Origin of the sequence: Ruegeria sp. HU-ET01832 (assembly GCF_040371315.1) — a bacterium.
Lineage (GTDB): Bacteria > Pseudomonadota > Alphaproteobacteria > Rhodobacterales > Rhodobacteraceae > Ruegeria > Ruegeria lacuscaerulensis_A.
This window is the reverse complement of the sequence record NZ_BAABWL010000005.1, coordinates 106,474-128,452: the sequence shown is the minus strand read 5'-3', so window position 1 is coordinate 128,452 and position 21,979 is coordinate 106,474. Positions and strand designations below refer to the sequence as shown.

General features: G+C 57.3%; 18 protein-coding genes. 3 read left to right on the top strand and 15 right to left on the bottom strand.

The genetic code is table 11. The features are described from left to right. Positions 1–46 precede the first annotated feature (46 nt). A complete protein-coding gene (gene ocd, locus ABWV79_RS15685; protein ID WP_170352920.1) occupies positions 47–1,090 on the bottom strand; it encodes an ornithine cyclodeaminase in 1,044 nt (347 codons plus the stop codon). Continuing rightward, complete coding sequence (gene rocF, locus ABWV79_RS15680) at positions 1,090–2,010, bottom strand: arginase (RefSeq protein ID WP_170750790.1); 921 nt, start codon at positions 2,008–2,010, stop codon at positions 1,090–1,092. Before rocF ends, ocd begins: the two co-directional genes overlap by 1 nt. An 86-nt stretch (positions 2,011–2,096) precedes the next feature. On the opposite strand from rocF, the gene ABWV79_RS15675 reads away from it, so the two are divergent. Both ABWV79_RS15675 and mprF read left to right on the top strand, forming a co-directional pair. Further along, positions 2,097–2,525, top strand: coding sequence for an Lrp/AsnC family transcriptional regulator (locus ABWV79_RS15675; protein ID WP_170353151.1), 429 nt, complete (start codon positions 2,097–2,099; stop codon positions 2,523–2,525). A gap of 86 nt (positions 2,526–2,611) precedes the next feature. Continuing rightward, entirely contained in the window at positions 2,612–5,221 is a 2,610-nt protein-coding gene (mprF, locus tag ABWV79_RS15670) for a bifunctional lysylphosphatidylglycerol flippase/synthetase MprF (RefSeq protein WP_353393075.1), read from the top strand. 3 nt (positions 5,222–5,224) lie between these two features. Here the strand turns inward: mprF and ABWV79_RS15665 are convergent, their stop codons facing one another. The 6 genes from ABWV79_RS15665 to ABWV79_RS15640 all read right to left on the bottom strand — a co-directional run bounded on the left by ABWV79_RS15665 (position 5,225) and on the right by ABWV79_RS15640 (position 9,963). After that, positions 5,225–6,787 carry an efflux transporter outer membrane subunit gene (locus tag ABWV79_RS15665; RefSeq protein ID WP_353393073.1) on the bottom strand — a complete coding sequence of 521 codons (1,563 nt, stop codon included), beginning with the start codon at positions 6,785–6,787 and terminating at the stop codon, positions 5,225–5,227. An 11-nt stretch (positions 6,788–6,798) separates the two neighbouring features. Beyond that, on the bottom strand, positions 6,799–7,944 hold the full coding sequence (locus tag ABWV79_RS15660) for an HlyD family secretion protein (protein WP_353393071.1): 1,146 nt from the start codon (positions 7,942–7,944) through the stop codon (positions 6,799–6,801). Positions 7,945–7,965: 21 nt separating this feature from the next. Then, positions 7,966–8,328, bottom strand: a complete 363-nt coding sequence (locus tag ABWV79_RS15655; RefSeq protein ID WP_170352930.1) for a DUF3302 domain-containing protein — start codon at positions 8,326–8,328, stop codon at positions 7,966–7,968. Positions 8,329–8,362: 34 nt separating this feature from the next. Continuing rightward, entirely contained in the window at positions 8,363–8,932 is a 570-nt protein-coding gene (locus tag ABWV79_RS15650; protein WP_353393069.1) for a disulfide bond formation protein B, read from the bottom strand. Between the two features lie 9 nt (positions 8,933–8,941). Further along, on the bottom strand, positions 8,942–9,097 hold the full coding sequence (locus tag ABWV79_RS15645) for a DUF5993 family protein (RefSeq protein ID WP_170352935.1): 156 nt from the start codon (positions 9,095–9,097) through the stop codon (positions 8,942–8,944). 104 nt (positions 9,098–9,201) lie between these two features. Further along, positions 9,202–9,963, bottom strand: coding sequence for a DeoR/GlpR family DNA-binding transcription regulator (locus ABWV79_RS15640; RefSeq protein WP_353393067.1), 762 nt, complete (start codon positions 9,961–9,963; stop codon positions 9,202–9,204). A 202-nt stretch (positions 9,964–10,165) separates the two neighbouring features. Here ABWV79_RS15640 and glpD point away from each other — a divergent pair, with 202 nt between their 5' ends. Further along, positions 10,166–11,734, top strand: coding sequence for a glycerol-3-phosphate dehydrogenase (glpD, locus tag ABWV79_RS15635; RefSeq protein WP_353393065.1), 1,569 nt, complete (start codon positions 10,166–10,168; stop codon positions 11,732–11,734). A 36-nt stretch (positions 11,735–11,770) separates the two neighbouring features. Here the strand turns inward: glpD and ABWV79_RS15630 are convergent, their stop codons facing one another. The 7 genes from ABWV79_RS15630 to ABWV79_RS15600 all read right to left on the bottom strand — a co-directional run bounded on the left by ABWV79_RS15630 (position 11,771) and on the right by ABWV79_RS15600 (position 21,967). Further along, entirely contained in the window at positions 11,771–14,908 is a 3,138-nt protein-coding gene (locus tag ABWV79_RS15630; RefSeq protein ID WP_170352941.1) for an efflux RND transporter permease subunit, read from the bottom strand. A gap of 3 nt (positions 14,909–14,911) precedes the next feature. Further along, positions 14,912–16,090, bottom strand: a complete 1,179-nt coding sequence (locus ABWV79_RS15625) for an efflux RND transporter periplasmic adaptor subunit (RefSeq protein WP_353393063.1) — start codon at positions 16,088–16,090, stop codon at positions 14,912–14,914. Positions 16,091–16,342: 252 nt separating this feature from the next. After that, positions 16,343–18,061: a methionine--tRNA ligase gene (gene metG / locus ABWV79_RS15620; protein ID WP_353393061.1), complete on the bottom strand. Its 1,719-nt coding sequence runs from the start codon at positions 18,059–18,061 to the stop codon at positions 16,343–16,345. Positions 18,062–18,167: 106 nt separating this feature from the next. Continuing rightward, a complete protein-coding gene (locus ABWV79_RS15615; protein ID WP_170750812.1) occupies positions 18,168–19,403 on the bottom strand; it encodes an MFS transporter in 1,236 nt (411 codons plus the stop codon). A gap of 70 nt (positions 19,404–19,473) precedes the next feature. Then, the gene (locus ABWV79_RS15610) at positions 19,474–20,070 is read right to left on the bottom strand and encodes a YceI family protein (RefSeq protein WP_353393059.1); all 597 of its coding nucleotides are present in this window, start codon (positions 20,068–20,070) and stop codon (positions 19,474–19,476) included. Then, positions 20,067–21,281: an MFS transporter gene (locus ABWV79_RS15605; RefSeq protein ID WP_353393057.1), complete on the bottom strand. Its 1,215-nt coding sequence runs from the start codon at positions 21,279–21,281 to the stop codon at positions 20,067–20,069. Before ABWV79_RS15605 ends, ABWV79_RS15610 begins: the two co-directional genes overlap by 4 nt. Before the next feature lie 65 nt (positions 21,282–21,346). After that, positions 21,347–21,967, bottom strand: a complete 621-nt coding sequence (locus tag ABWV79_RS15600; RefSeq protein ID WP_353393055.1) for an ImuA family protein — start codon at positions 21,965–21,967, stop codon at positions 21,347–21,349. Positions 21,968–21,979: the final 12 nt, after the last annotated feature.

Genomic DNA, 21,979 nt, shown 5'->3' with positions numbered 1-21,979 from the left:
ATCTCGGGGGAGTCGCCCGCAGGGCGGCGGGGGCAGCGCCCCCGGTTTAGCCGGCACGCATCAACATGCCGAACAGATCTCTGGGGTCGTCCGGGTCCGCCAACATGTCCAACGGTTCATAGAAATTCGTGCCTTCGATGGCTGTTTTGATAAACCTTAGCGCCGAGAAATCCTCGATTGCGAAGCCGACACTGTCAAACAGGGTAATCTGCCGGTCGTCTTTACGGCCTGTGGCTTGACCGGTCATGACCTGCCACATCTCTGTCACGGGATGATCCGAGGCCAAGGCCTGAATTTCTCCTTCTATCCTTGTCTGCTCAGGATACTCGACAAAAATCTCCGAGCGGAGAAGGATATCCCGGTGGAGTTCGGTTTTTCCGGGGCAATCTCCTCCGATTGCGTTTATGTGAACGCCGGGCCCAACCATGTTATCTGTAAGTATGGTTGCGTATTTCTTGTCTGCTGTGCAGGTCGTAATAATCTGCGCGCCTTCGATGGCATCCTCGGGCGTTTTGCAGAGAACAACGGTCAGTCCTGAATTCTTGAGGTTCGCGGCGCATTTTTCGGTGGCGTTGGCGTCAGTGTCGTACAGGCGAACGGTGTTGATGTTGCACATCGCCTTGAAGGCGAGGCATTGGAACTCGGATTGCGCACCGTTTCCAATCATGGCCATCGTTGTGGCGGATTTGGGGGCAAGGTAACGACCCACAAGGGCCGACGTGGCCGCTGTTCGCAAGGCTGTCAGCAATGTCATTTCCGTCAGCAGGGTAGGGTACCCGGTGTAGACATCTGCCAGCAGTCCAAATGCTGTGACGGTCTGAAGGCCCTCAGATGTGTTTTTGGGATGGCCGTTGACGTATTTGAACCCATACGCCTCGCCGTCAGAGGTGGGCATCAACTCAATAACCCCATGCGGAGAATGGGCGGGAATGCGTGGGGTCTTGTCGAAGCTTTCCCACCTTTTGAAATCAGCTTCGATCTGCGCCGCGATCTGAGTGATCATGTGTTCCACGCCGATGTGGTGCACCAGTCGCATCATGTTGTCGACAGATACAAATGGAACGAGGGCTTTATCGGACGGTTGGGTCATCAGAAACTCCGGGTCGGTCGGTCGAAGATGCGCCGCCCCAGAAGGGACGCGGCCAGATCGACCATCAATTTTGCAGTGCGGCCGCGCTCATCAAGAAACGGGTTGAGCTCGACCAGATCAAGCGAACAGACAAGGCCGCTTTCGTGCAGCAGCTCCATGACCAGATGCGCTTCGCGTTCGGTCGCTCCGCCGGGTACGGTCGTTCCGACAGCCGGCGCGATGGAGGGGTCCAGAAAGTCGACGTCTAGTGACACGTGCAGCATCCCGTTTGCGGCGCGAACGCGTTCGAGAAAGGCCATAAGTGGTGCTTTGATGCCGTGTTCGTCGATGCTGCGCATGTCTGCCAACATGACGTGATCTTTTTCCAGCTGGGCCCGTTCGGCAGGGTCGACCGAGCGCAGCCCAATCATGCCAACTCGGTCCGTCGGGACTGGTGCAGTGATCGGTGGGAAAGCCTCAAAACCCGATTGGCCGGTGAAATAGGCAACAGGTGTTCCGTGCAGGTTGCCACTGTCGGTACTCTGCGGCGTGTGAAAATCGCTGTGTGCGTCAAGCCACAGCACGAATAGGGGGCGGCCAAGCTTCTGTGCGTGTTCGGCCATACCAGAAACGGTCCCCATCGACAGGGCGTGATCTCCGCCCATGAATATCGGCATGCCCTTTTGCGCCGCCGCCTGAGCGGCCCGGGTCAATGCACGGGTCCAACCGATACATTCAGGCAGCGCGAATAGGTGCGAGTGTTCAGCCACATCCAATTGGTCGGGGACGACGTCGCCAATATCCTGAACAGCATGCCCAAGACTGTTGAGAGCGGTCTGCAACCCTGCGACCCGATAGGCGTCGGGGCCCATCCGACAGCCCTGTCGGCGTTTACCCGAATCCATGGGGCTGCCAACCAGTATGATATTTGTGTTTTTCATGTGCTTATTTACGCAGTCATAGTGGGTTGCGAAAAGTCATCAAAATGCTCAAAAAGAACTTTGATATCTCGAAATGGGAAGTTGATATGGACGAACTGGACAATCGGTTGTTAAGCGCACTGCATCGCGATGCGCGCGCATCCCTGTCTGAACTTGCTGAAACGCTTAGCGTAACACGCACGACTGTTCGCAGTCGATTGCAGCGGCTCAAGCAATCGGGCGAGATCGTGGGTTTCACAGTCCTGACCCGACAGGATGTGGCCCAAAGTCCGGTTCGCGGGTTAATGATGCTTGAGATCGAGGGCCGCGGCACCGAACGTACGATGGCTCGTATATCAGCCATGCCCGAAGTGCGCGCCGTTCATTCAACCAACGGTAGCTGGGACCTCATAGCCGAGATCAGCACAGATACCTTGGCCGAGTTGGACGAAGTCCTGTTTCAAATCCGCCGGATGGAGGGGATCACCCGATCGGAAACCAATCTGCTTTTGTCCACACGTAAGGGCCGGATGTAAGAGCCGTAGTGCTTTGAGGTTCAACGAATTTGTGTAAAACTGCTACAGCACGCAAGCAACCAAAACCTCAAGAGCAGAGAACAAATATGACCGATCAGGATACCGGCCACGACCTCTGGGCTGTTCGTTTGGCTGAACGTGTGGCCGGGTTTCTGGAACGTCCCTGGATTAAAATCCTGGTCCCCGTTCTGGTTATGCTGGTAGCTTTGACTGTCCTGCACGAGTTGTCTTCGCACGTAAAATGGTCCGATGTGCAGTCGGATGTAGCTAACACTTCTTGGAAATTGATGTTTTTTGCGCTGTGCTGGACGATGGTCAGCTTCCTGTCGCTGTCGCTCTATGACGTGTTCGCTGTGCAAAGCGTGGCGGATGGCGAAGTGCCATTGCCAGTGGCGGGTATGGCCGGGGCTTGCGGATATGCTGTGTCGAACTGCCTCGGGTTCTCGTATATCACAGGGACCGCGATCCGGTATCGGATCTATGCATCTTTGGGTCTGGATCTGAGCAGGGTTGCGGGGGTCATCGCGACCTCGTGGATCGCCTTCTGGTCAGGCATGGTGCTTCTTTTGGGCATCCTTCTGACGCTGCATCCTGATGGGATATCCAAGGTTATTCCGATAAGTGACACAACCGAGACGGTGATCGGCCTGTGTATGCTTGCCGCATTGCTGGGTCTGTTCCTGTGGCTTGCCAATGGTGGGCGACGTCTGGCCTATGGGGGCGTGGGCTTCAACCTGCCAAACGGCAAGTTAGCCAGTCTTCTGACGCTTGCTGCACTGGGGGATTTGTTTGGCGCGTCGATGGTGCTTTATACGTTGATGCCCAGTGATCTGGGCGTCGGTTTTCCTTATTTTTTCACCATATTCATTGCGGCAATCGCTGTCGGGATTGTCAGCCACGCTCCCGGCGGTATCGGCGCGTTTGAGGCCACCATGATCGCAGGTTTGGGGGCCTCGGGTCGTTCGGATGTGATCGCCGCATTGCTGCTGTACCGTCTGGTTTACACGTTTCTGCCCTTCGTGATAGCCAGCCTCTCGATTGCGGTCGCCTCGGCCCTGAGCCACCGGCACCACATCACAGGTGCCGCCACGTGGGTGTATCGCGTTATCCGACCCATCGTTCCAATGGTCGCAGCCGGCGTTGCTGCGGTTGCAGGTGTCATTTTGCTGGTGTCGGGTGCTCTGCCAGCCAGCAGTGAAAACCTTGGGGTTTTGCGGGATGTTCTGCCGCTGTCATTTGTTGAGGCATCGCATCTGGTCGGTAGCGCGGTGGGCGTATTGCTTCTGCTGGTGTCGCGCGGCCTGTTTCGTAAGCTGTACCGCGCGTGGGTGGTTGCGATGTTGCTTATGGTGGCCGGCTTTGGGGCCTCGATTGCGAAAGGGTTGGATACGCATGAAGCGATCAGCATGTTGGCCACGATTGGGGTGCTGGCCATGTTCCGCGATGCCTTCTATCGGGTAAGCGGCGCGTCGATTTTTCGTTTGAATATTCCGTGGCTGGTCAGCGTCATGGCCCTGTTGGCCGTGATTTTCTGGATCGGTCTGTTTGCCTATTCCCATGTCGAATATCAGAATGCCCTATGGTGGGAATTCGCGTGGAACGGCGACGCCTCGCGGTTTTTGCGCTCTAGTCTAGTGGTGGCATTAATCCTTGGGGTCGTGGCCGTGACCTCTCTGTTCGGACGCGAAATTCCTGTGCCGGAACGCACCGAGATCCCTGCGGTGGTTGAACGGTTGGTGATGGAGAGCGAGGATACCGAATCCCAAATTTCCCTGACTGGGGATAAGCAGTTCCTGATCGCCCCCGATGACAGCGCGTTTCTGGCTTATGCCGATACCGGCAACGCACTGATCACCAAGGGCGAACCGGTGGGCGATGAAAAAGCCGGGCAGCAACTGATCTGGCAGTTGCGTGAGATGGCGGATCGCGAAGGCAAGCTGTGCGCGTTCTACAGCGTCTCGACGAAATACCTGCCGACCTTTCTGGATCTTGGCCTGTCGATCCTGAAAATCGGTGAGGTCGCCCGCGTGCCACTCAAGGATTTCTCGCTGGATGGTAAATCGCGCAAACGGTTCCGGCAGGCGAAAAACCGAGCTGAGCGTGAGGGCTATGTCTTTGAGATCATTCGCAGGGAAGACCTTGCGCCGATTCTGCCAGAGCTGCGGAAAATCTCGGATGACTGGCTGGCCCAGAAGGCCGGAGAGGAGAAGGGGTTCGCGCTTGGCGGGTTCGATGACGACTATCTGTCCTATTTTGACCACGCCGTGCTGCGTGAAAGCGAAGGCGGGCCGATCGTGGCCTTCGCCAACCTGTTTCAGGGCGGCCATAAATCGGAGCTGTCGCTGGACCTGATGCGATATGAACCTGACAGCGCCAGCTTCGTCATGGACGCGCTATTTGCCGAGATGATGGCATGGGGTGCCGAGCAGGGGTTCCAGTGGTTCTCATTGGGCGCTGCACCGTTTTCAGGGATCGAGAACCGGCAACTGGCGTCATTCTGGAATCGCGTCGGTGGGTTTGTCTATGAACATGGTGAGCAATTCTATCACTTCGAAGGGTTGCGCAGTTTCAAACAGAAATTTGACCCGGAATGGAGCCCGAATTATCTGGCCAGCCCCGGTGGGCTGGCGGCTCCGCGCATCTTGTACGAAGTGAACATCCTGATCTCGGGCGGGTTGCGAGGGCTGACGAAATAGCCCTTAGTTCAGGCTGGCGCGCGTCGGGTCTTGTTCCAGCAGGTCGCCCCAATCGGTGCGATAGGCCATTTCAGCTAGTACCGTTTCAGGCAGGAATTCCTGAGTTTGCCGGATCTGCCAGCCGCCGCCCAGACCTTTGTAAACGGCGACCAGATTGCTGGACACCTGCTGGCGCGCCTCGATCAGATTGGCTTGCGAATTCAGCAATGCCGTCTGCGTGTTCAGGATGCGGGAATAATCCACGATGCCGTCCCGGTATTGGTCGACCGCAATCTCGGCTGCGCGGCGCGAGGCGGCGACGCTGTTTTCATAAAACCCTACCTGCTTGCGCGATTGGGTATAAGCGACCATGGCGCTTTCAACCTCGGAATAGGCGGTCAGAACGGTGTTCTGATAATTCGCGATCAACGCTTGATAGGCGGCGTCCTGCGCGCGGACATTGTTCTTGATCCGCCCATAGTTCAGTACGTTCCACACCACGCCCGCATTGGCCAGACCGGTTGAACTGGCTGATGTGAACAGGTCACGCCCACCGGACGCCTGCACGCCGATCGAGCCTGACAGGATAAATTGCGGATACAGGTCCGCGATCGCGATCCCAACCTGCGCCGATTGTGTGGCTGCGGCCAGTTCCGCTGCGCGCACATCGGGACGGCGGCGTAGCAGTTCGGCCGGAACACCCACAGCGACGTTTGACCGGGCCGAGGGGATACGCCCGGAATTGCCCAACAGACTGGTCATACGCGACGGTGTCGTGCCCAGCAGAACCGCCAGCGCATTCTTGGTCTGTTGCAGATCGCTTTCCAGCGCGGGCACCAGCGCCTTGGTGTTGTTCAAAAGGGCAGTGGATTCCTGGACGTCCAATTCGGTCGTGACGCCATTGTTGAAGCGCAACTGGGTCAGGTCGGCCGATTCCTGTTGAAGCTGGATATTGTCCCGTGCGACCGCCAACGACTCCTGCAGGGCGCGAATATTGACATAGAGCGCGGCCACATCGCCCGTCAGCGTCACCAGCGCGTCATCGTAATTGGCCACCTGCAACGCAAGATTGGACCGCGCCGCCTGCACGCCGCGCCGTTGCTGGCCCCAGACGTCCAGTTCCCACTGTGCGTCAAACCCGGCTTGCGATGTCGAAAACTCGGTGTCCAGCGGGATGATCTCGCGAATATCGGCAATTGGGCCGAGGTTTTCGCTGACCTGACGCCGCTCGATCGAGGCGCCGATGGCTTGTGATTGCGGGTACAACTCGCCAAATGCGATGCCCAACTGCGCTCGGGCTTGCAAAACGCGAGCCCCGGCTACCTGCAGGTCGAGGTTCTGGGCATAGGCCTCGTTGATCAGCCTATTGAGAGTGGGGTCATTGAATGTCTCCCACCATTTGACCACGGGCGCGCTGCGCGAGGTCAATCCGCTGGGGCCGACACTGGGGCTGTTAACCTCGATCCATTCCTTCACGACCGGAGAGTTCGGGCGCACAAAATCCGGCCCCACCGGTGCGCATCCGACCAACAGGGCGGCGCATAGCGCGGTGCCCATCAGTTGGCGGGTCAGGCGGGTTCGTTTCATGCGCTATGTCCTCAGATATCCAGCGGGCGGATGAAGTTCGCAAATGAGTAGAGGCGAATGTTGATGCGCCGCAGGAACTCAAAGCTTTTGCCCTGACCGGTATAGATCGCGACCGCCGCGTGGCCGCCTGCGGGGAAGGTGTGACCATCAGGAATATCGACCGAGATTTGCACCGCAATGCGGCCCGGCAGCTTGGGTAGCTCAAAGCCGGGCAGGCGGCCCGAAGGTAGGTATTGCCCCTGACGGGTGGCCCACCAGATCGCCTCGACCTTGCCGGTGAGGATTTCACCGGGATAAAGGTCCAGTGCCACCTCAACTTCTTGCCCCGGTTCAACGAATTTCAGGTTCTGCTGGCGGTAAGTGGCCAAGATATAGGGATTATCCGTGGTGACGAAACTGGCAATGGCGCCCAGCCGGATTTCCCCCACAACCATGCCGGGACGTGCCTGTTGCGAGACGATCATGCCGTCTTCAGGAGCGTAAATCGTCGTGTTGTCCAGGAAATACTGCGCTTTATCCAGCTGCGCTTGCGCTTGCAGAATGCCGGTGTTGACCCCGTTAATTTGGGAATCCAGCGCCAGTTGGGCTTTTTCCAGATTGGCCTCGGCCTCTTTGATCTGGGCCTGATCCTCGGTCACCTGTTCATTCCAGCGGTCCAGCTCATCCTGCCGTGCGCCACCTGCGGGCACCAGGTTTTCATAGCGGGCCTGCTGCGTCAGAGCATAGGCCAGCTGCGCGTTTGCGCGCTCGACATTTTCGGCGGCGACGATCACGTCCTGTTCCAAAATTTTCGCGTTTTGCTGGGCAGCGACCAACTGCGCTTTGGCTTCATCGACCTCAAGCGAAAAGACAGTATCGTCAAAGCGATAGAGTGGATCGCCTTTTTTGACCTGCGTATTCGGCTCGACCAATACCTCGGTCAGGATGGTCGGTTGCGTCAGGCGGGGGACGATCTGAATGGTCGAGCGGATCACATGGCTGTCGATGGAAAACGGCTGAAAGAACCGCAGGGCCACCAGAAAGATCAACAGCAGATGCGCCCCTACCCAGAACGAGACGATGCCCCAGGCGATATTGAATTTGAGCCATTGCAGTTTGAAAAAGATCAGCCAAACAAAAATGAGGTAAAAAAGCGTAATGCCCAGGGCGACAAACATAGTGTGAGAGTTCCTTTGGCCTTAGCTTCTCTGACTGTCTTCAGGATCCAGCGGGTCGCGATATTCTTCGGTCAGAGTTCCGCCTAACCGTTTGATTTCCTTGCGCACCGCATCGCGTTCGTCGTCGGGCATACGGCGGATATCGACAGTGGTGCCATCGTGGAACGCCCAGATGAACGCGTGAACCCAAGGCACGATGGCCAGAAACCCCATCCACCCCATGATCTTAACGGCCTCGGCATGGGGGTGGTTGCGCTTGATAGCAATGCGCCCTGGCAGTCCCATGATGAACAAAAACAGTGCCATCACTGCAGCCAGCAGCAAAATGAGCGCGACAAATGTCAGGTAGTCATAGTAGCCCAGTGGCTGCCCCAATAATCCCATGCTCGTGCCTCCTTATGGGAAGGTTGACCCATCCTCATTTGTTAGCATCCACTTCGTCAATCAATTTATAGCTTGTCGGAGGGTCAGCGCAGATACCGGGACCACATTCCAGCAGGGCCGATACTGTGTTTAGAGCTCCGAGGCCCAATAGGGTGAAGAACGCGACTTTTGCCAGTAAATTGCCGCCAAATCGGGGTTGCTCATTTGAAACGTCGGTGTATTGGCGCGAAAACAACAGCATAATGGCGGTTCCCAGCAGGATCAGGAAGAAGCAGATCGCGGCCCAGGTGTAATAGTGATAGCCGAGAACGGGCGAGCCGTAGTGGCCGGTTCCCGGTACGATGTGCAGAAAGATCTGTCGGATCGAAACACTGATCCCAAACAGCGCCGAGATCAGCATTAGCGCATAGTGTTGCGGTTGCGCGCCGTATAACAGGTTTAGTGCCAATCCGATCCCGACCGCCATGAATCCCACGCGCTGCAACAGGCATAAAGGGCAGGGCAGTTCGTACAAGGCTAACTGATAAACGAAAGCCAGCAACAGTATCAGGCTAACCGCTAGGGCCCCAATCGCGTTTAGGCTGCGAGACAGTTCGGGTGTCACTGCCGTCTCCTAAAGCTGAATGGTCAGTTGACTGGTCGCGTGATAGCGGAACCAGTAAACGCTCAGCGCCAGGGTTACGAAAAAAACCGCGTTGGCAGCCTTTTTCATCCGATAGTAGATCAGCCCTATAGCTGTTGTAAGCAGCGCGAATAGTAGTGCGATCATGTCTCGCACCCCTCTAATCATAAGAATTGCAATATGTTTAAATATTGTCAGCTTAGCTCGCGTCTGGCAAGAACTTGAGGGTCAAAGTTCGCCTAAGGTGGAGGTCAGGTGCAGATTTCCAATCGCGTGCCCCAGTCAGCGCATTTCTGGACCAAGCTGCGTTGTAGCTGAGCATCGGTATAGAAGACATCCACATCAGACAGGGATGCGATGCGCGCTGGTGCTGAGCGCTGGAATTTCGAACTGTCTGCCGCAAGCATGACATGCCGCGCCTGTGCTATGATCGTTTGACTGACATGGACCTCTTGAAAGTCGAAATCCAGCAAGTCGCCCTCGGCGTCCAGCGCAGAGCAACTGATCACAGCGTAGTCAAATTTGAATTGCTCGATCGTCGAGGTCGTAAGGTTGCCAATCAGCCCTCCGTCCGACCGGCGCAGCACGCCACCTGCAACCACGATCTGACAGTGCGCGTTTTCGACAAGTATGTTTGCCACGTTCATGTTGTTCGTCACCACCATGAGGTCTTTGTGAGACAAAAGTTGGCGCGCGACCGCCTCGGTCGAGGTTCCGATGTTCATGAATACCGATGCACCGTCTGGAATGTCACGCGCGCAGGCCTGCGCGATCCGGGTCTTGATCTCGGCATTTAGGGCGCGTCGATCCTCGTAGCCGATGTTTGACACGCCGGACCGCAACACGGCGCCACCGTGAACGCGGTCCAATTTCCCCATGTCCGCAAGATCGGACAGGTCGCGTCGGATGGTCTGAACAGTGACCTCAAAACGCGCGGCAAGGTCTTCAACCGCGACACGGCCATCTTGCTTGGCGATTTCCAGAATATCGGATTGTCGAAACGAAAGGGACACGTGATCCTCCGGTTGGAATGCTTTTTCGGTTTTCTTCTCTTTTTGAAAAATATCAACCTTTGAAACAGGCCAGTGTGCAATTTGTACAGAAATGCGACAAATAAGAACGAGCCAAAACGAACATAAACGAAAAATATCGTTGACGACCCAAGGTCACACCGGGTTAATGGCGGCAGATTTTCAACATCGGGACTCACCGGGTATGACAGTGCAAACAGACGATGTGGCCGACCTTTTCATTATCGGCGGAGGGATCAATGGTTGTGGCATTGCCCGCGACGCGGCCGGGCGCGGATTGTCGGTTACCTTGGCCGAGATGAACGATCTGGCGTCTGCCACCTCGTCGGCCTCGACCAAGCTGTTTCATGGTGGTTTGCGATATTTGGAGTACTTCGAATTCCGCCTTGTACGCGAGGCACTGATTGAACGCGAAACACTGCTGCGCGCGATGCCGCATATCAGTTGGCCGATGCGCTTCGTCCTGCCGTATCACGAGGACATGCGGTTCGACTCGGATACGCCGACTTCGCGGCTGTTAAGCACTGTAATGCCATGGATGCGGGGGCGTCGTCCGGCCTGGCTGATCCGGCTAGGCTTGTTCATGTATGATCACCTTGGAGGGCGCAAGATTTTGCCCGGCACCTCCTCTTTGGATCTGCGATCTGCGCCTGAAGGTGCCCCGCTGAAAAGCAAGTTTGAAATGGCCTATGAATACTCGGACTGCTGGATCGAAGATTCCCGGCTGGTTGTATTGAACGCCCGCGACGCCGAAGCCCGAGGTGCAAATATCATGGTGCGGACCGAGGTTCTTTCGGCCGAACGTGTTGCGGACCTCTGGCACGTCACGATCCGCAATAAGGGAACCGATGAAACCCGCGTCGTCCGCGCGAAGATGTTGATCAATGCGGGCGGGCCGTGGGTCGGGGATATCATACAGACCAAGATACGTGTGAACTCTCGCGAGGGGGTTCGTCTGGTCCGAGGCAGTCATATTGTAACGCGCAGGCTGTTTGACCACGATAAGTGTTACTTTTTTCAGGGCGAAGATGGCCGCATCATCTTTGCCATACCGTATGAGAGAGATTTTACCCTGATTGGAACCACTGATCAGGACCACCCCAATCCATCAGAGCCGCCAGTCTGCACCGAGGTCGAGCAAGAATACCTCTGCACCTTTGCGACGAAGTATTTCGAGCAGCCGATCACGCGTGACGACATCGTCTGGACCTATTCCGGCGTGCGACCTTTGTATGACGATGGGGCCAGCAGCGCCACTGCTGCGACCCGTGATTATACGCTTAAGGTCGATGCGACAGGTGGTGCCCCGGTTTTGAACGTGTTCGGGGGAAAAATCACCACCTATCGACGGCTGGCTGAAAGCGCGATGGAGAAGGTGGCAGAGCATTTCTCTGATCTGCCGGGGCCATGGACGGCTGGTGTGTCCCTGCCAGGAGGTGACTTTCCCGTTGATGGTGTGCAGGATGTGATAGCAGGTTTGGAAGCTGATTATGCCTTTCTAGACAGGGCATGGGCAGAACGCTTGGTTCGCGCGTATGGCACTGAGGCTCGTACAATTCTGGGTGACGCGCAAATCGCCGAGGATTTGGGAGAAGATTTCGGCGCGAATCTGACCTCGAAAGAGTTGGAGTGGCTGGTCGAGAAGGAATACGCGCGCAGCGCCGAAGACATCGTCTGGCGGCGCAATAAACTGGGCCTAAGACTGACGCAGGATCAGATCGCCCATATCCAAGACTGGATCGAAAACCGCTAGAAAAAAAGCCCCGCTCAAATGGCGGGGCTTTTGGGTTCAGGCGGTTTCCTCAGCGGGGCCAGGATCATCCTTGGTGCCCTTTAACCATTCTCGCAAGCCTTGCAGCAGGGCGTAGAGAACTGGAACGAGGATCACGCCGATCAGGGTAGCGGCCAGCATTCCGCCGAACACAGCCACACCAATCGCTTTCTGGCTGGCTGCACCTGCTCCGTTAGCGGCCAAGAGTGGAACGACCCCCAAAAGGAAGGACAGCGCTGTCATCATCACCGCGCGGAAACGCTGATGGGCAGCTTCGGCGGCGGCTTCTTTGACTGATAGTCCTTTGGCGCGCTGTTCCATCGCGAATTCCACGATGAGGATGCCGTTCTTAGACGCCAGCCCCACAAGCATGATCATCCCGATCTGCGTATATAAGTTGATGTCGCTGCCAACGATAGCTACGGCAGCAACCGCTCCGAAAAGCGCGACAATCACAGACAGCAGAATGGAAACTGGAAGCGACCAGCTTTCGTATTGTCCGACAAGGAACAGGTATCCGAACAAGATCGCCAGTCCAAGGATCACGATCACCAGACCGCCCGAGGCCAGCTGCTGCTGGGCCGTGCCGGTCCATTCAAACGCGTATCCGGGGGGCAGGGCGCTCGCAGATTCTTCGGTCATGACAGAGATGGCGTCGCCGGTCGATAGCCCCTCGGCGGGGACAGCCGTGACCGTGGCCGAACGGAACAGGTTGTGACGTTTCAGCAAAACCGGGCCCAGAACGTTTTCAACGTCGATCAGAGTGCCCAGAGGAACCATTTCACCCTTTTGCGACCGCACATACAGGTTCGAGATATCGTCGACATTGTCCCGATACGTCCCGTCCGCCTGGATCATCACACGATACACCCGTCCGAACAGGTTGAAGTCATTGACGTAGTAGGATCCCAATTGCGCTTGCATGGTCTGGAACACTTCGGCGACTGACACTTGCAGTGTCTTGGCCTTTTCACGGTCCAGATCGACGAACAGCTGCGGCACGTTCGCCCGGAAGGTCGTGTAGGCTTGCCCAATCTCGGGGCGCTGGTTCGCGGCATAGACAAACGACCCAACGGCCGAGGCGAGGTCCTGTGGGGTACCCCCACCGGTTTGTTGGACTTCCATCTCGACCCCGGCCGAGTTGCCAAGGCCCTGAATGGGGGGTGGGTTAAAGGCCACGATGGATGCAGCGGTCTCGCCATATGCAATGGCCAGCACCTTCTCCAGAATGGCATTTGCGCTCAGGTCGTCTTCCTGACGTTCGTCCCAGTTGTCGAGGTTCACAAAGATCGCGGCACCGTTGGTCGACGTCCCGTTCAGGATCGAGAAGCCGTTAATCAGAACCGTGTTGGCCACACCCGGAATTTCCCGGATTTGGTCATCCACGCGCTTGGTGACAACTTCGGTACGTTCCAGAGTTGCCGCATCGGGCAATTGCACATCGACGAACAAGTAGCCGTTATCTTCAAGCGGCAGGAACCCGCTGGAGGTTTTGGACATGATTGTCCCGGTCCCCATCGCCAAAGCTACGATGATCCCCAGCGCAACGATCGGCAGGATCAGCAACCGGCGCACGATGGCGACATAGCCTGAACGCACCGAACCGATGAACCGCTCGAACACAGCCAGCAACCCTGTCGGTGGACCAGATCGTGCGCGCAGCACAAGACCACAAAGTGCGGGCGACAGCGTTAATGCGTTGATCGATGAGATCACAACCGCGGTCGAGATCGTCACGGCGAACTGCGAGTAGAGCCGACCCGAGATGCCGGGCATGAAGGTCACGGGGACGAAAACCGCCAAAAGAACCAGCGTTGTCGCGATGACGGGACCGGTTATCTGGCCCATCGCTTTGCGGGTCGCCTCGGCCGGAGGCAGGCCTTCTTCTGCGATGATACGCTCGACGTTTTCGACCACCACAATGGCGTCATCGACCACGATCCCAATGGCCAAAACCAAGGCGAACAGCGAAATCGTGTTCAGGGACATTCCAAATAGCAGTAAGAAGGCAAAGGTCCCGATCAAAGACACGGGGATTGCGACCGCTGGAATGATGGTTGCTCGCCAACTGCCAAGAAAGACAAACACCACCGAGATCACCAAAATGAATGTCAGGATCAGGGTGGAGACCACATCGTTCAGCGACTGTTCAACAAAGTCGGTGGTATTGAACGGCACAGCATATTCTACATCTGTCGGGAATGACCGAGACAGCCGGTCAAGTTCAGCCTGCACCCGTTCCGAAACAGCCAGCGCATTTGCGCCCGGCGCCTGATAGATGCCGATGACCGTCGCAGGTACGCTTTGGAAATAGCCCGAAGCGGCGTAGTACTGTGCCCCAAGCTCGACCCGGGCGATGTCTTTGACACGCACGATGGCGCCTGCATCTCCGGTGCGAATGACAATCTCACCGAATTCGTTGGCGGATGTCAGGCGTCCTTTGGTTTTGATGGTATATTGAAACGTTTGCCCTTCAGGCACCGGAGGTGCGCCGATTGAGCCTGCCGAAACCTCGACGTTTTGTTCACGAATGGCGCTGATCACATCGCCGGGTGTGATGGACAGGCCGGCCATTTTGTCAGGGTCCATCCAGATCCGCATCGCGTATTCCAGATTGGTCAGAACATCCGCTTTGCCTACCCCCTGAACCCGCGCCAGCGCGTCTTTCAGATTGATTGAGGCATAGTTGGAAAGGAAAACACTGTCATATGTCCCGTTTGGCGACGTCAGCGTCACCAACAGCAGCATATTGGTGGATGCTTTTTGGGTCACCACACCGGACGCGGTCACTTCCGTCGGCAACGACGACATCGCTTGCGCCACGCGGTTCTGCACGTTGACAGATGCGATATCGGGGTCGGTGCCGACCTCGAATGTGACATTCAACGAGTAGGAGCCGTTATCCGATGAAGTCGACGTCATATAGATCATGTCGTCCACACCATTGACCTGAGCCTCAATCGGCGCGGCGACGGTGTTTTCTACGGTTTCGGCATTGGCGCCGGTGTACGTGGTCGAAACGCTAACCACGGGCGGTGTGATGTCTGGAAATTGCGCAACCGGCAGAACCAGATAGCCGATACCGCCCATGATGGTCAGCACCAACGAAATAACAAGTGCCAGCTTGGGCCGGCTGATGAACAGGGCAGAGAACATTCTTTACTCTCCCGGCTGCTCAGAGGCGACTACAGCATCTACAGCCACGCCGGGACGCACCCGCTGCAGGCCCTCAACGATCACGCTTTCACCTTCACGCAGGCCATCCTTTACAATGATCGCTGTCCCTTCGGTCGTGCCTGTGGTGATGTAGCGTTGTTCAACCATTTGCTGGTCATTCACCACCAGAACAAAGTCACCACGCTGGTCGCGTTGCAGTGCAGCTTGCGGAACCAGAACTTCCAGGGTGGGTTCGAGTGCTTCAATCTGTACGGACAGGAAAGCCCCATCCACGATCAGACGTTTATCATTTTGAAATTCGGCGCGCATCGTGATTGCGCCGGTGAGTGGGTCGATGCGGTTGTCAACGAACACGATCTGGCCGGTCTCGTCCAACTCTGATCCGTTGGGCAGGATCAACTTGACGACCGGACTTTTGTTGCTTTCCGCCAGAGTGGCTGCATTTTCGCCAACCGTTTCTAAAACCGAGGTGAACTGTTTTTCGTTCAGCGAAAAATTGACGTAAATTGGCGCCTCGCTGACAATGTTTACCAATGGCGGGTTTGTGGGGCCAACGACGTCGCCGACGCTGATGGCGACACGGCCGATACGGCCGGTGAAGGGGGCGTGTATCTGGGTATAGCTCAGATCCAGTTCTGCCTGCTGGATCGCTGCTTTTGCGGATTTGACTTCGGCCTCGGCGACCAGTTCATTGGCGCGCGCGATATCACGCTCAGATTCTGGTGTGGCATCCCGTTCGTAGAGTTCCTGTTTACGAGCCAGTTCGACCTTGGCCAATTCCAAGTTCGCTTCAGCGCGGTCCAGATCCGCATTCCTGGCATCCAATGTCGCTTGGTAAAGGTCGGGTTCGATAGTGAACAGCAGATCGCCTTCGTTTACCAAAGCCCCATCTTCGACGTTCTGGCTGTCCAGAAAACCACCGACGCGGGCAACAATATCGGCTTTGTCCAGCGCCTCGGCGCGGCCGATAAACGTCGCTTCTTCGGTTATTTCCTGAGTGTAGGCCGCAGCAATAGAAACCTTGGGCGGCGGGGCTTCGCTTTGGTCTTGCGCCGTGGCTGTTGATGCCACCCCAATCAAAGCCGCCGCGGTCGCGCGCCGCACGAAAGCCGGCGTCACGCTGGATAGGCAGTGTCTGGAAATCGTCTGTGAAAGGGGCATTGCAATCGCCTCACTGAAGTAAAACTGTACGCGCCTCGGCACTTGCAGGGCGGCCGAGTCGACTAAACTCTCTGTGAGGATGGCGGTTTTAAGTTGATTTCTCAAGCGTGTTGAACGCCGCGACCCGGCTTTTTGGTGGCGGAAATTATGCTGATGATCCCGATATTTACTCACTGATGTGCCGAATTGAGGCGACCCTAAACGAAAAAGGGGCCACCAAGGCCCCCTGTGTTCTTGTGATGTCGTGAACCGTCAGTCGCGGGTGCCAGCAAAACGAGTTTGCCAGTCATCGCGCTGTTCATCGGTAATCTTGGCGAAAAGAACATCTGGAACAGCAAATTCATGACCAGCGGGCAGGGCGTTCAACGCGGCTGCGATGTCTTCTGGCCAATCGGTGTCCAGCGTGTTCATCGCGCTCAGCATCCGAGCCGAGGTGGTGGGGATGAACGGTGCGCTTAATACGGCGTAAAGTCGGATCAGGTTTAGACCAAGGCGTACTTGTGCGGCAGCCTGTGCCGGGTCTTCCTTGAAGGTTGACCAGGGCGCGGCGGATTGCAGGTATTCGTTGCCCGCGACCCAAATCGCACGCAGTTCTTGCGCTGATTTGCGGACCTCCATCGATTCCATAAAACCTTCATAGGCGCGGACCCGGCGGGTGAGCTCTGCGATAAGCTCTTGTTCACGCTCACCAAAAACGCCACCCTCAGGCACGGCCTCACCAAATTTCGAACGGCAGAACTTGGTGATCCGGCTGACAAAGTTGCCCAGCACGTCGGCCAGGTCTTTGTTCACCGACTGCTGGAAATTTTCCCATGTGAACTCGCTGTCGCTGCTTTCGGGCGCATGGCTCAGCAGCCACCAGCGCCAGTAATCGGCGGGCAGGATCTCAAGCGCCTGATCCATAAATACGCCGCGACCCTGAGAGGTCGAGAACTGGCCACCATCATAGTTCAGATAGTTGAAGGATTTCAGGTGATCGACCATCTTCCACGGCTCGCCTGATCCCAGAATGGTGGCCGGGAAGCTGAGCGTATGGAAGGGCACGTTATCTTTGCCCATGAACTGCACATAGCGCACGTTATCTGCGCCTTTGTCGGTGCGCCACCAGCGTTCCCACTCGGCATCCGGTTTTCCACTGGCATCGGCCCATTCCTTGGCACAGGCGATATATTCGATCGGCGCGTCGAACCAGACATAGAAGACTTTGCCTTCCATTCCCGGCCAGTCCTGATCGCCTTTCTTGACCGGAACGCCCCAGTCCAGATCGCGGGTGATACCACGATCCTGCAGGCCGTCTCCGTCATGCAACCATTTCTTGGCAATCGAGGTGGTCAGGATTGGCCAGTCAGCTTTGCTGTCGATCCACGCATCCAGCTGATCTTTCATCGCGGATTGACGCAGATACAGGTGCTTGGTCTCGCGGACCTCAAGATCAGTCGAGCCGCTGATCGCGCTGCGCGGCTCGATCAGGTCGGTGGGGTCCAACTGTTTGGTACAGTTCTCACACTGATCGCCGCGTGCCCGGTCATAGCCGCAATTGGGGCAGGTCCCCTCGATATAGCGGTCGGGCAGGAACCGGCCATCGGCGTTGGAATAGACCTGTTTTTCGCTGACCTCACGGATCAGCCCGGCCTCGTCAAGTTTGCCCGCGAAATGCTGGGTCAGGTGCTTGTTCTGATCGCTGGACGACCGGCCAAAGTGATCAAAGCTCAGTCCGAACCGGTTTGCGATATCGGCCTGAACGCCATGCATCTCGGCGCAGTATTCGGCCACAGGCTTACCCGCCTTGGCGGAGGCGAGTTCCGCCGGGGTTCCGTGTTCGTCGGTGGCGCACAGGAACATCACCTCATTCCCGCGGCCACGTTGATAGCGCGCGTACAGATCAGCCGGCAGCTGCGAGCCGATCAGGTTGCCGAGGTGCTTGATCCCGTTGATGTAGGGGATCGCCGAGGTGATGAGAATCCGAGCCATTTTGCGTGTCCACGTAACTGTCTGCGCGCCCGTCTACCTTATGTAACCGGGCAGCAAAAGCCCGGCTTTTGCGTGTGGTGTTATTTGTTAACTCAATTCGACCGGTTCAGCGGCTGTTTTTGTCGGCCTCACGTGACCGTTTCAGCAGTCGCCCAATCGTGAAGGATGTTCGTGGAGCGTAGACATAGTTTGTTCGCTCATCCGGTGTCGGACGCGACCGCATTCGTGCCAGGCCAAATACGATCAGGAAGACATGACCCAAAGCAACAAAAGCAAACAACGCGCCGGGACCGAACTGCTGAATCAGGTTAGACGATACATAGGGTGAGGCGATCGCACCCAGCGCAAACCAGAACATCAATGCGGCTGAAAGCTCGACCCGTTCTTCGGTTGTGGCAAAGTCGTTTGCGTGCGCAGACGAGACGGAAAAGATCGGGAAAGTCGTCAATCCAAAGATACCCGCAGCCAACATCACGCCTATTGTTCCCGCCCCACCGGCTGCCATTGTGATGCCGCAACTCAGGACCGCTGCGGCAGACAGCCAGATCAACACCCAGCGACGGTCATACTTGTCTGCCAACCAACCTACCGGGTATTGCGCCAGTGCCCCGCCCAGAACGAAGGACGCCAGAAAGAAAGCAATCTGGTCGACGCCAAGTCCGACTTCTTGTCCATAGACTGGCCCGACCATGCGGAAGGATGCCGAGCTGAGCGCCGCGACGATCACGCCCGCCACAGCCAGTGGTGAACTGCGCCATGCCAATTTAGGACGCAGGCGAGGCGCGTCGGGTGTTTTAGGTTGGCTGGCCTTGGTCAAGGTCAGCGGCAACAGCGAGGCACAGCATAAAATGGCCAGCAAGTTGTATGAGACATAAGATGCGGGCGGCAGCACGGCGATGATCAACTGGGCGCAAAGCGACGCTCCCAGATCGGCGATGCGGTAACTGCCCATGACGCGGCCACGCGACTCGTTGGTGACCTTGGCGTTCAGCCATGCCTCAATCACCGTATAACACCCAGCGACACAGGTGCCTGACGCGATCCGTAGCACGGCCCAGACGTTGGGGTTTTCTGTCAGAGTATGCCCCAGCAACCCCATCGCGCCCAATGCCGTACAGACAGCAAAGGCGCGGGAATGCCCCACGCTGCCCATAAGACGAGGCGCCCACCAGCAACCCACAAAAAAGCCAATGAAATGCGCGGATCCGAGCATACCAATCTGCTCGGTTGAAAAGTCCAGCGTCAGTCCCGAGATGGCGTCAAGCGGCCCCACGCCGCCGGTCGACAACTGCAGCAGAATAACCGAAAGAAACAGGGCGGCAAAAGAAATCATCGTGCGCATAACGACACCACCTTGGGACATCCGCAGCTAGATGCGCGCAGCTTATCGACCTTGACGCGTCGTTTTTCGGCTATTGTGAGCTTTGGATTTCCGCCCGGATGTCCAAGCCTACGGTGTCCTGTACAAGATCAGCATAGCCTGACGCTCCGAAATCGTGCCGGTTCAACTCTCCGGTCAGGCGGATGGACAGATCGTTCAGATTGTCAGCGGCACTGCCGGGTGGGCGAAACAGATCGGCTTTCAACTCGATCGGGCGGGTGACCCCACGAACGGTCAAATCCCCGCTGATCTTGGCACCCTGAGAGATGCGGCCGCTTTCACCAAGTTGTACGCTTGTTGACACAAAATGGATGGTTGGAAACCCTTCGGCATCCAGGACGCTCTCGCTCAGCATGGGTTTGCGGGCGAATGGCAGCTTGGTCCGCGCTTTGGCGACGTTCAGGATCACGTCCACACGGCTGTTCAGCAGGTCGTTCAGGTCGATCCGAATGTCGGCGGATTCGATGGGCATGGTGCCGGATTGTGAGATGCCGGAAAGGTCAAAGGTGAAATCGACCGATGTTCCATCCGGCACCAATTGGTACGTGCGCGGCGCAGCCAGTGCTGAACCCGCAAGGGTCAGTACAGCCAAGCCTGCCAGTACGGCGCGTCGTGTTACTTGGGTCATACCATGACCTCCTGCCTGCGGGGGCGCGAGCGCTTCAGCAACATCAGCAGGATTGCGATGTTCAGCCCGTTCCATAGAATGCCGTTGATAAAGGCCAATTGATAATTTCCGGTTACGTCGTAAATCCAACCTGACATCCAGCCGCCCAGAGCCATCCCCATGATGGTCATCATCATCACAAAGCCCACGCGGGCTCCGGCCTCTTGCGGAGGCATGTATTCGCGCACAACCAGCGCATAGCTGGGTACGATCCCACCCTGTGCCAGCCCGAACATGAGGCTGATGATGTAAAGCGAAACCATCCCGTCATAGGGCAGGAACAGAAACAGAGCGATGCATTGCAGTATTGACCCGATCAGCAGGGTCATCAGCCCGCCCAGCTTGTCGGCTACCATCCCGGAAATCACGCGGCTAACCACGCCGCCTAGCAACATCAGTGACAGCATCTCGGCCCCGACGGCGGGCCCATAGCCCAGCCCGACGCAATACGAGACGATATGGACCTGCGGCATCGACATCGCAACGCAACACCCGATCCCGGCCAGACCCAGAATGTATTGCAACGCGCGCGGCGAGATCCCGACGCTGCTTGCCTTGATGCTGGCGCTCGCGGCTGCGGTCTGATGCGCCTCAGGCGGAACCTGACGTCGCAGCAATAGGGACAGGGGGATGACAACCACCGGAGTTATTAGAGCCAGCGTCAGATAGACCTGCTGCCAGCCGTCGCGCGCCAGAATATCGGACAGAAGGGTGGGCCAGATCGCGCCCGACAGGTAGTTGCCGCTGGCCACCAGTGCCACGGCAATGCCGCGCCGCTTCATGAACCAGTGCGAGATATCGGCGATCAGCGGACCAAACCCGATCGAGGTGCCCAGCCCCACTAACAGATGTGCCAGCGACAGCATGACCATGTTCGGAGCAAGGGTTGCCAGCACATAGCTGACGGTGCTGAGCACGGCCGCTCCGATCAACGCTTTGGTCACACCCAGCCGATCGACCAGTTGCCCCAGCCACATGTTTCCCAGCGCAAAGCCGATCATGGTCATAACGTAAGGTAGCGAGGCTTCGGCCCGCCCCGCGTCGAACTGTGTCTCAATCGCGGGCATGACCACGATGACCGCCCACATGCCCACATTCGCCACCATCGCGATGGCAAGCGTGATTGTAAGGCGTAGCCAAGAATAGCGGCTGTCGTGGATTGCGTGGCTCATTCCCGGAACGCTAGGGCGCAGGGTAGGGGTTGGCTAGTCACTTCTTTCGTGATCACGCTGTGGTGTCACGCCGATACCTCGTCGGTTGCCGTTCTTTGCAGGTTCAATCCCGCGCGCGGTTTGGTCTGGGTGGCCTGCCATGTGACCGGGGGCAGGGCGCGGGCACGGCGGCGGGTTAGGGTCCAGCGGCGGGCCTCTTGAGTATGGTTCGCGGCCATGTGCCAGCGCGTCTCAACCCCCTGCGCGCCGCCATCACCCGGTGTCAGCAACAGCCCCAGCGGAGCCCGCCCCAGCGTGCCCCCCTGTTCGGCGGCCAGATGCATTCGGCGCACGGGCGTCAGGCTGGGCGCACCAGGCAGGTCACCGATGATCAGCGGGATCGCCCCGCTGCGCAGGGCTTCTTCCAGACACCATAAAATATCCTCGGTGCGGGTTGGGTGGACAAAGATGAAGCGGCCGGGATCGACAAAGGGCATCATGCCGTCAGGGTTCAACTGGCCCGGCTCCCACGCGGGGGAAATCCACAGCACGGGACCTTGCGTCTGGCCGGCCAGCCAGGTGGCGAAACTGCGTCGAGCAGGGCCACAGGCTTCGTGCACGCGGCCCAGTTGTAAGGTGATCTGAGGATGCAGTGCCAGGCCCGCTGCTGTGCGTTTGGCTTTACGATCAAGAAGATGTGCAGACATGCATTCAGGTTA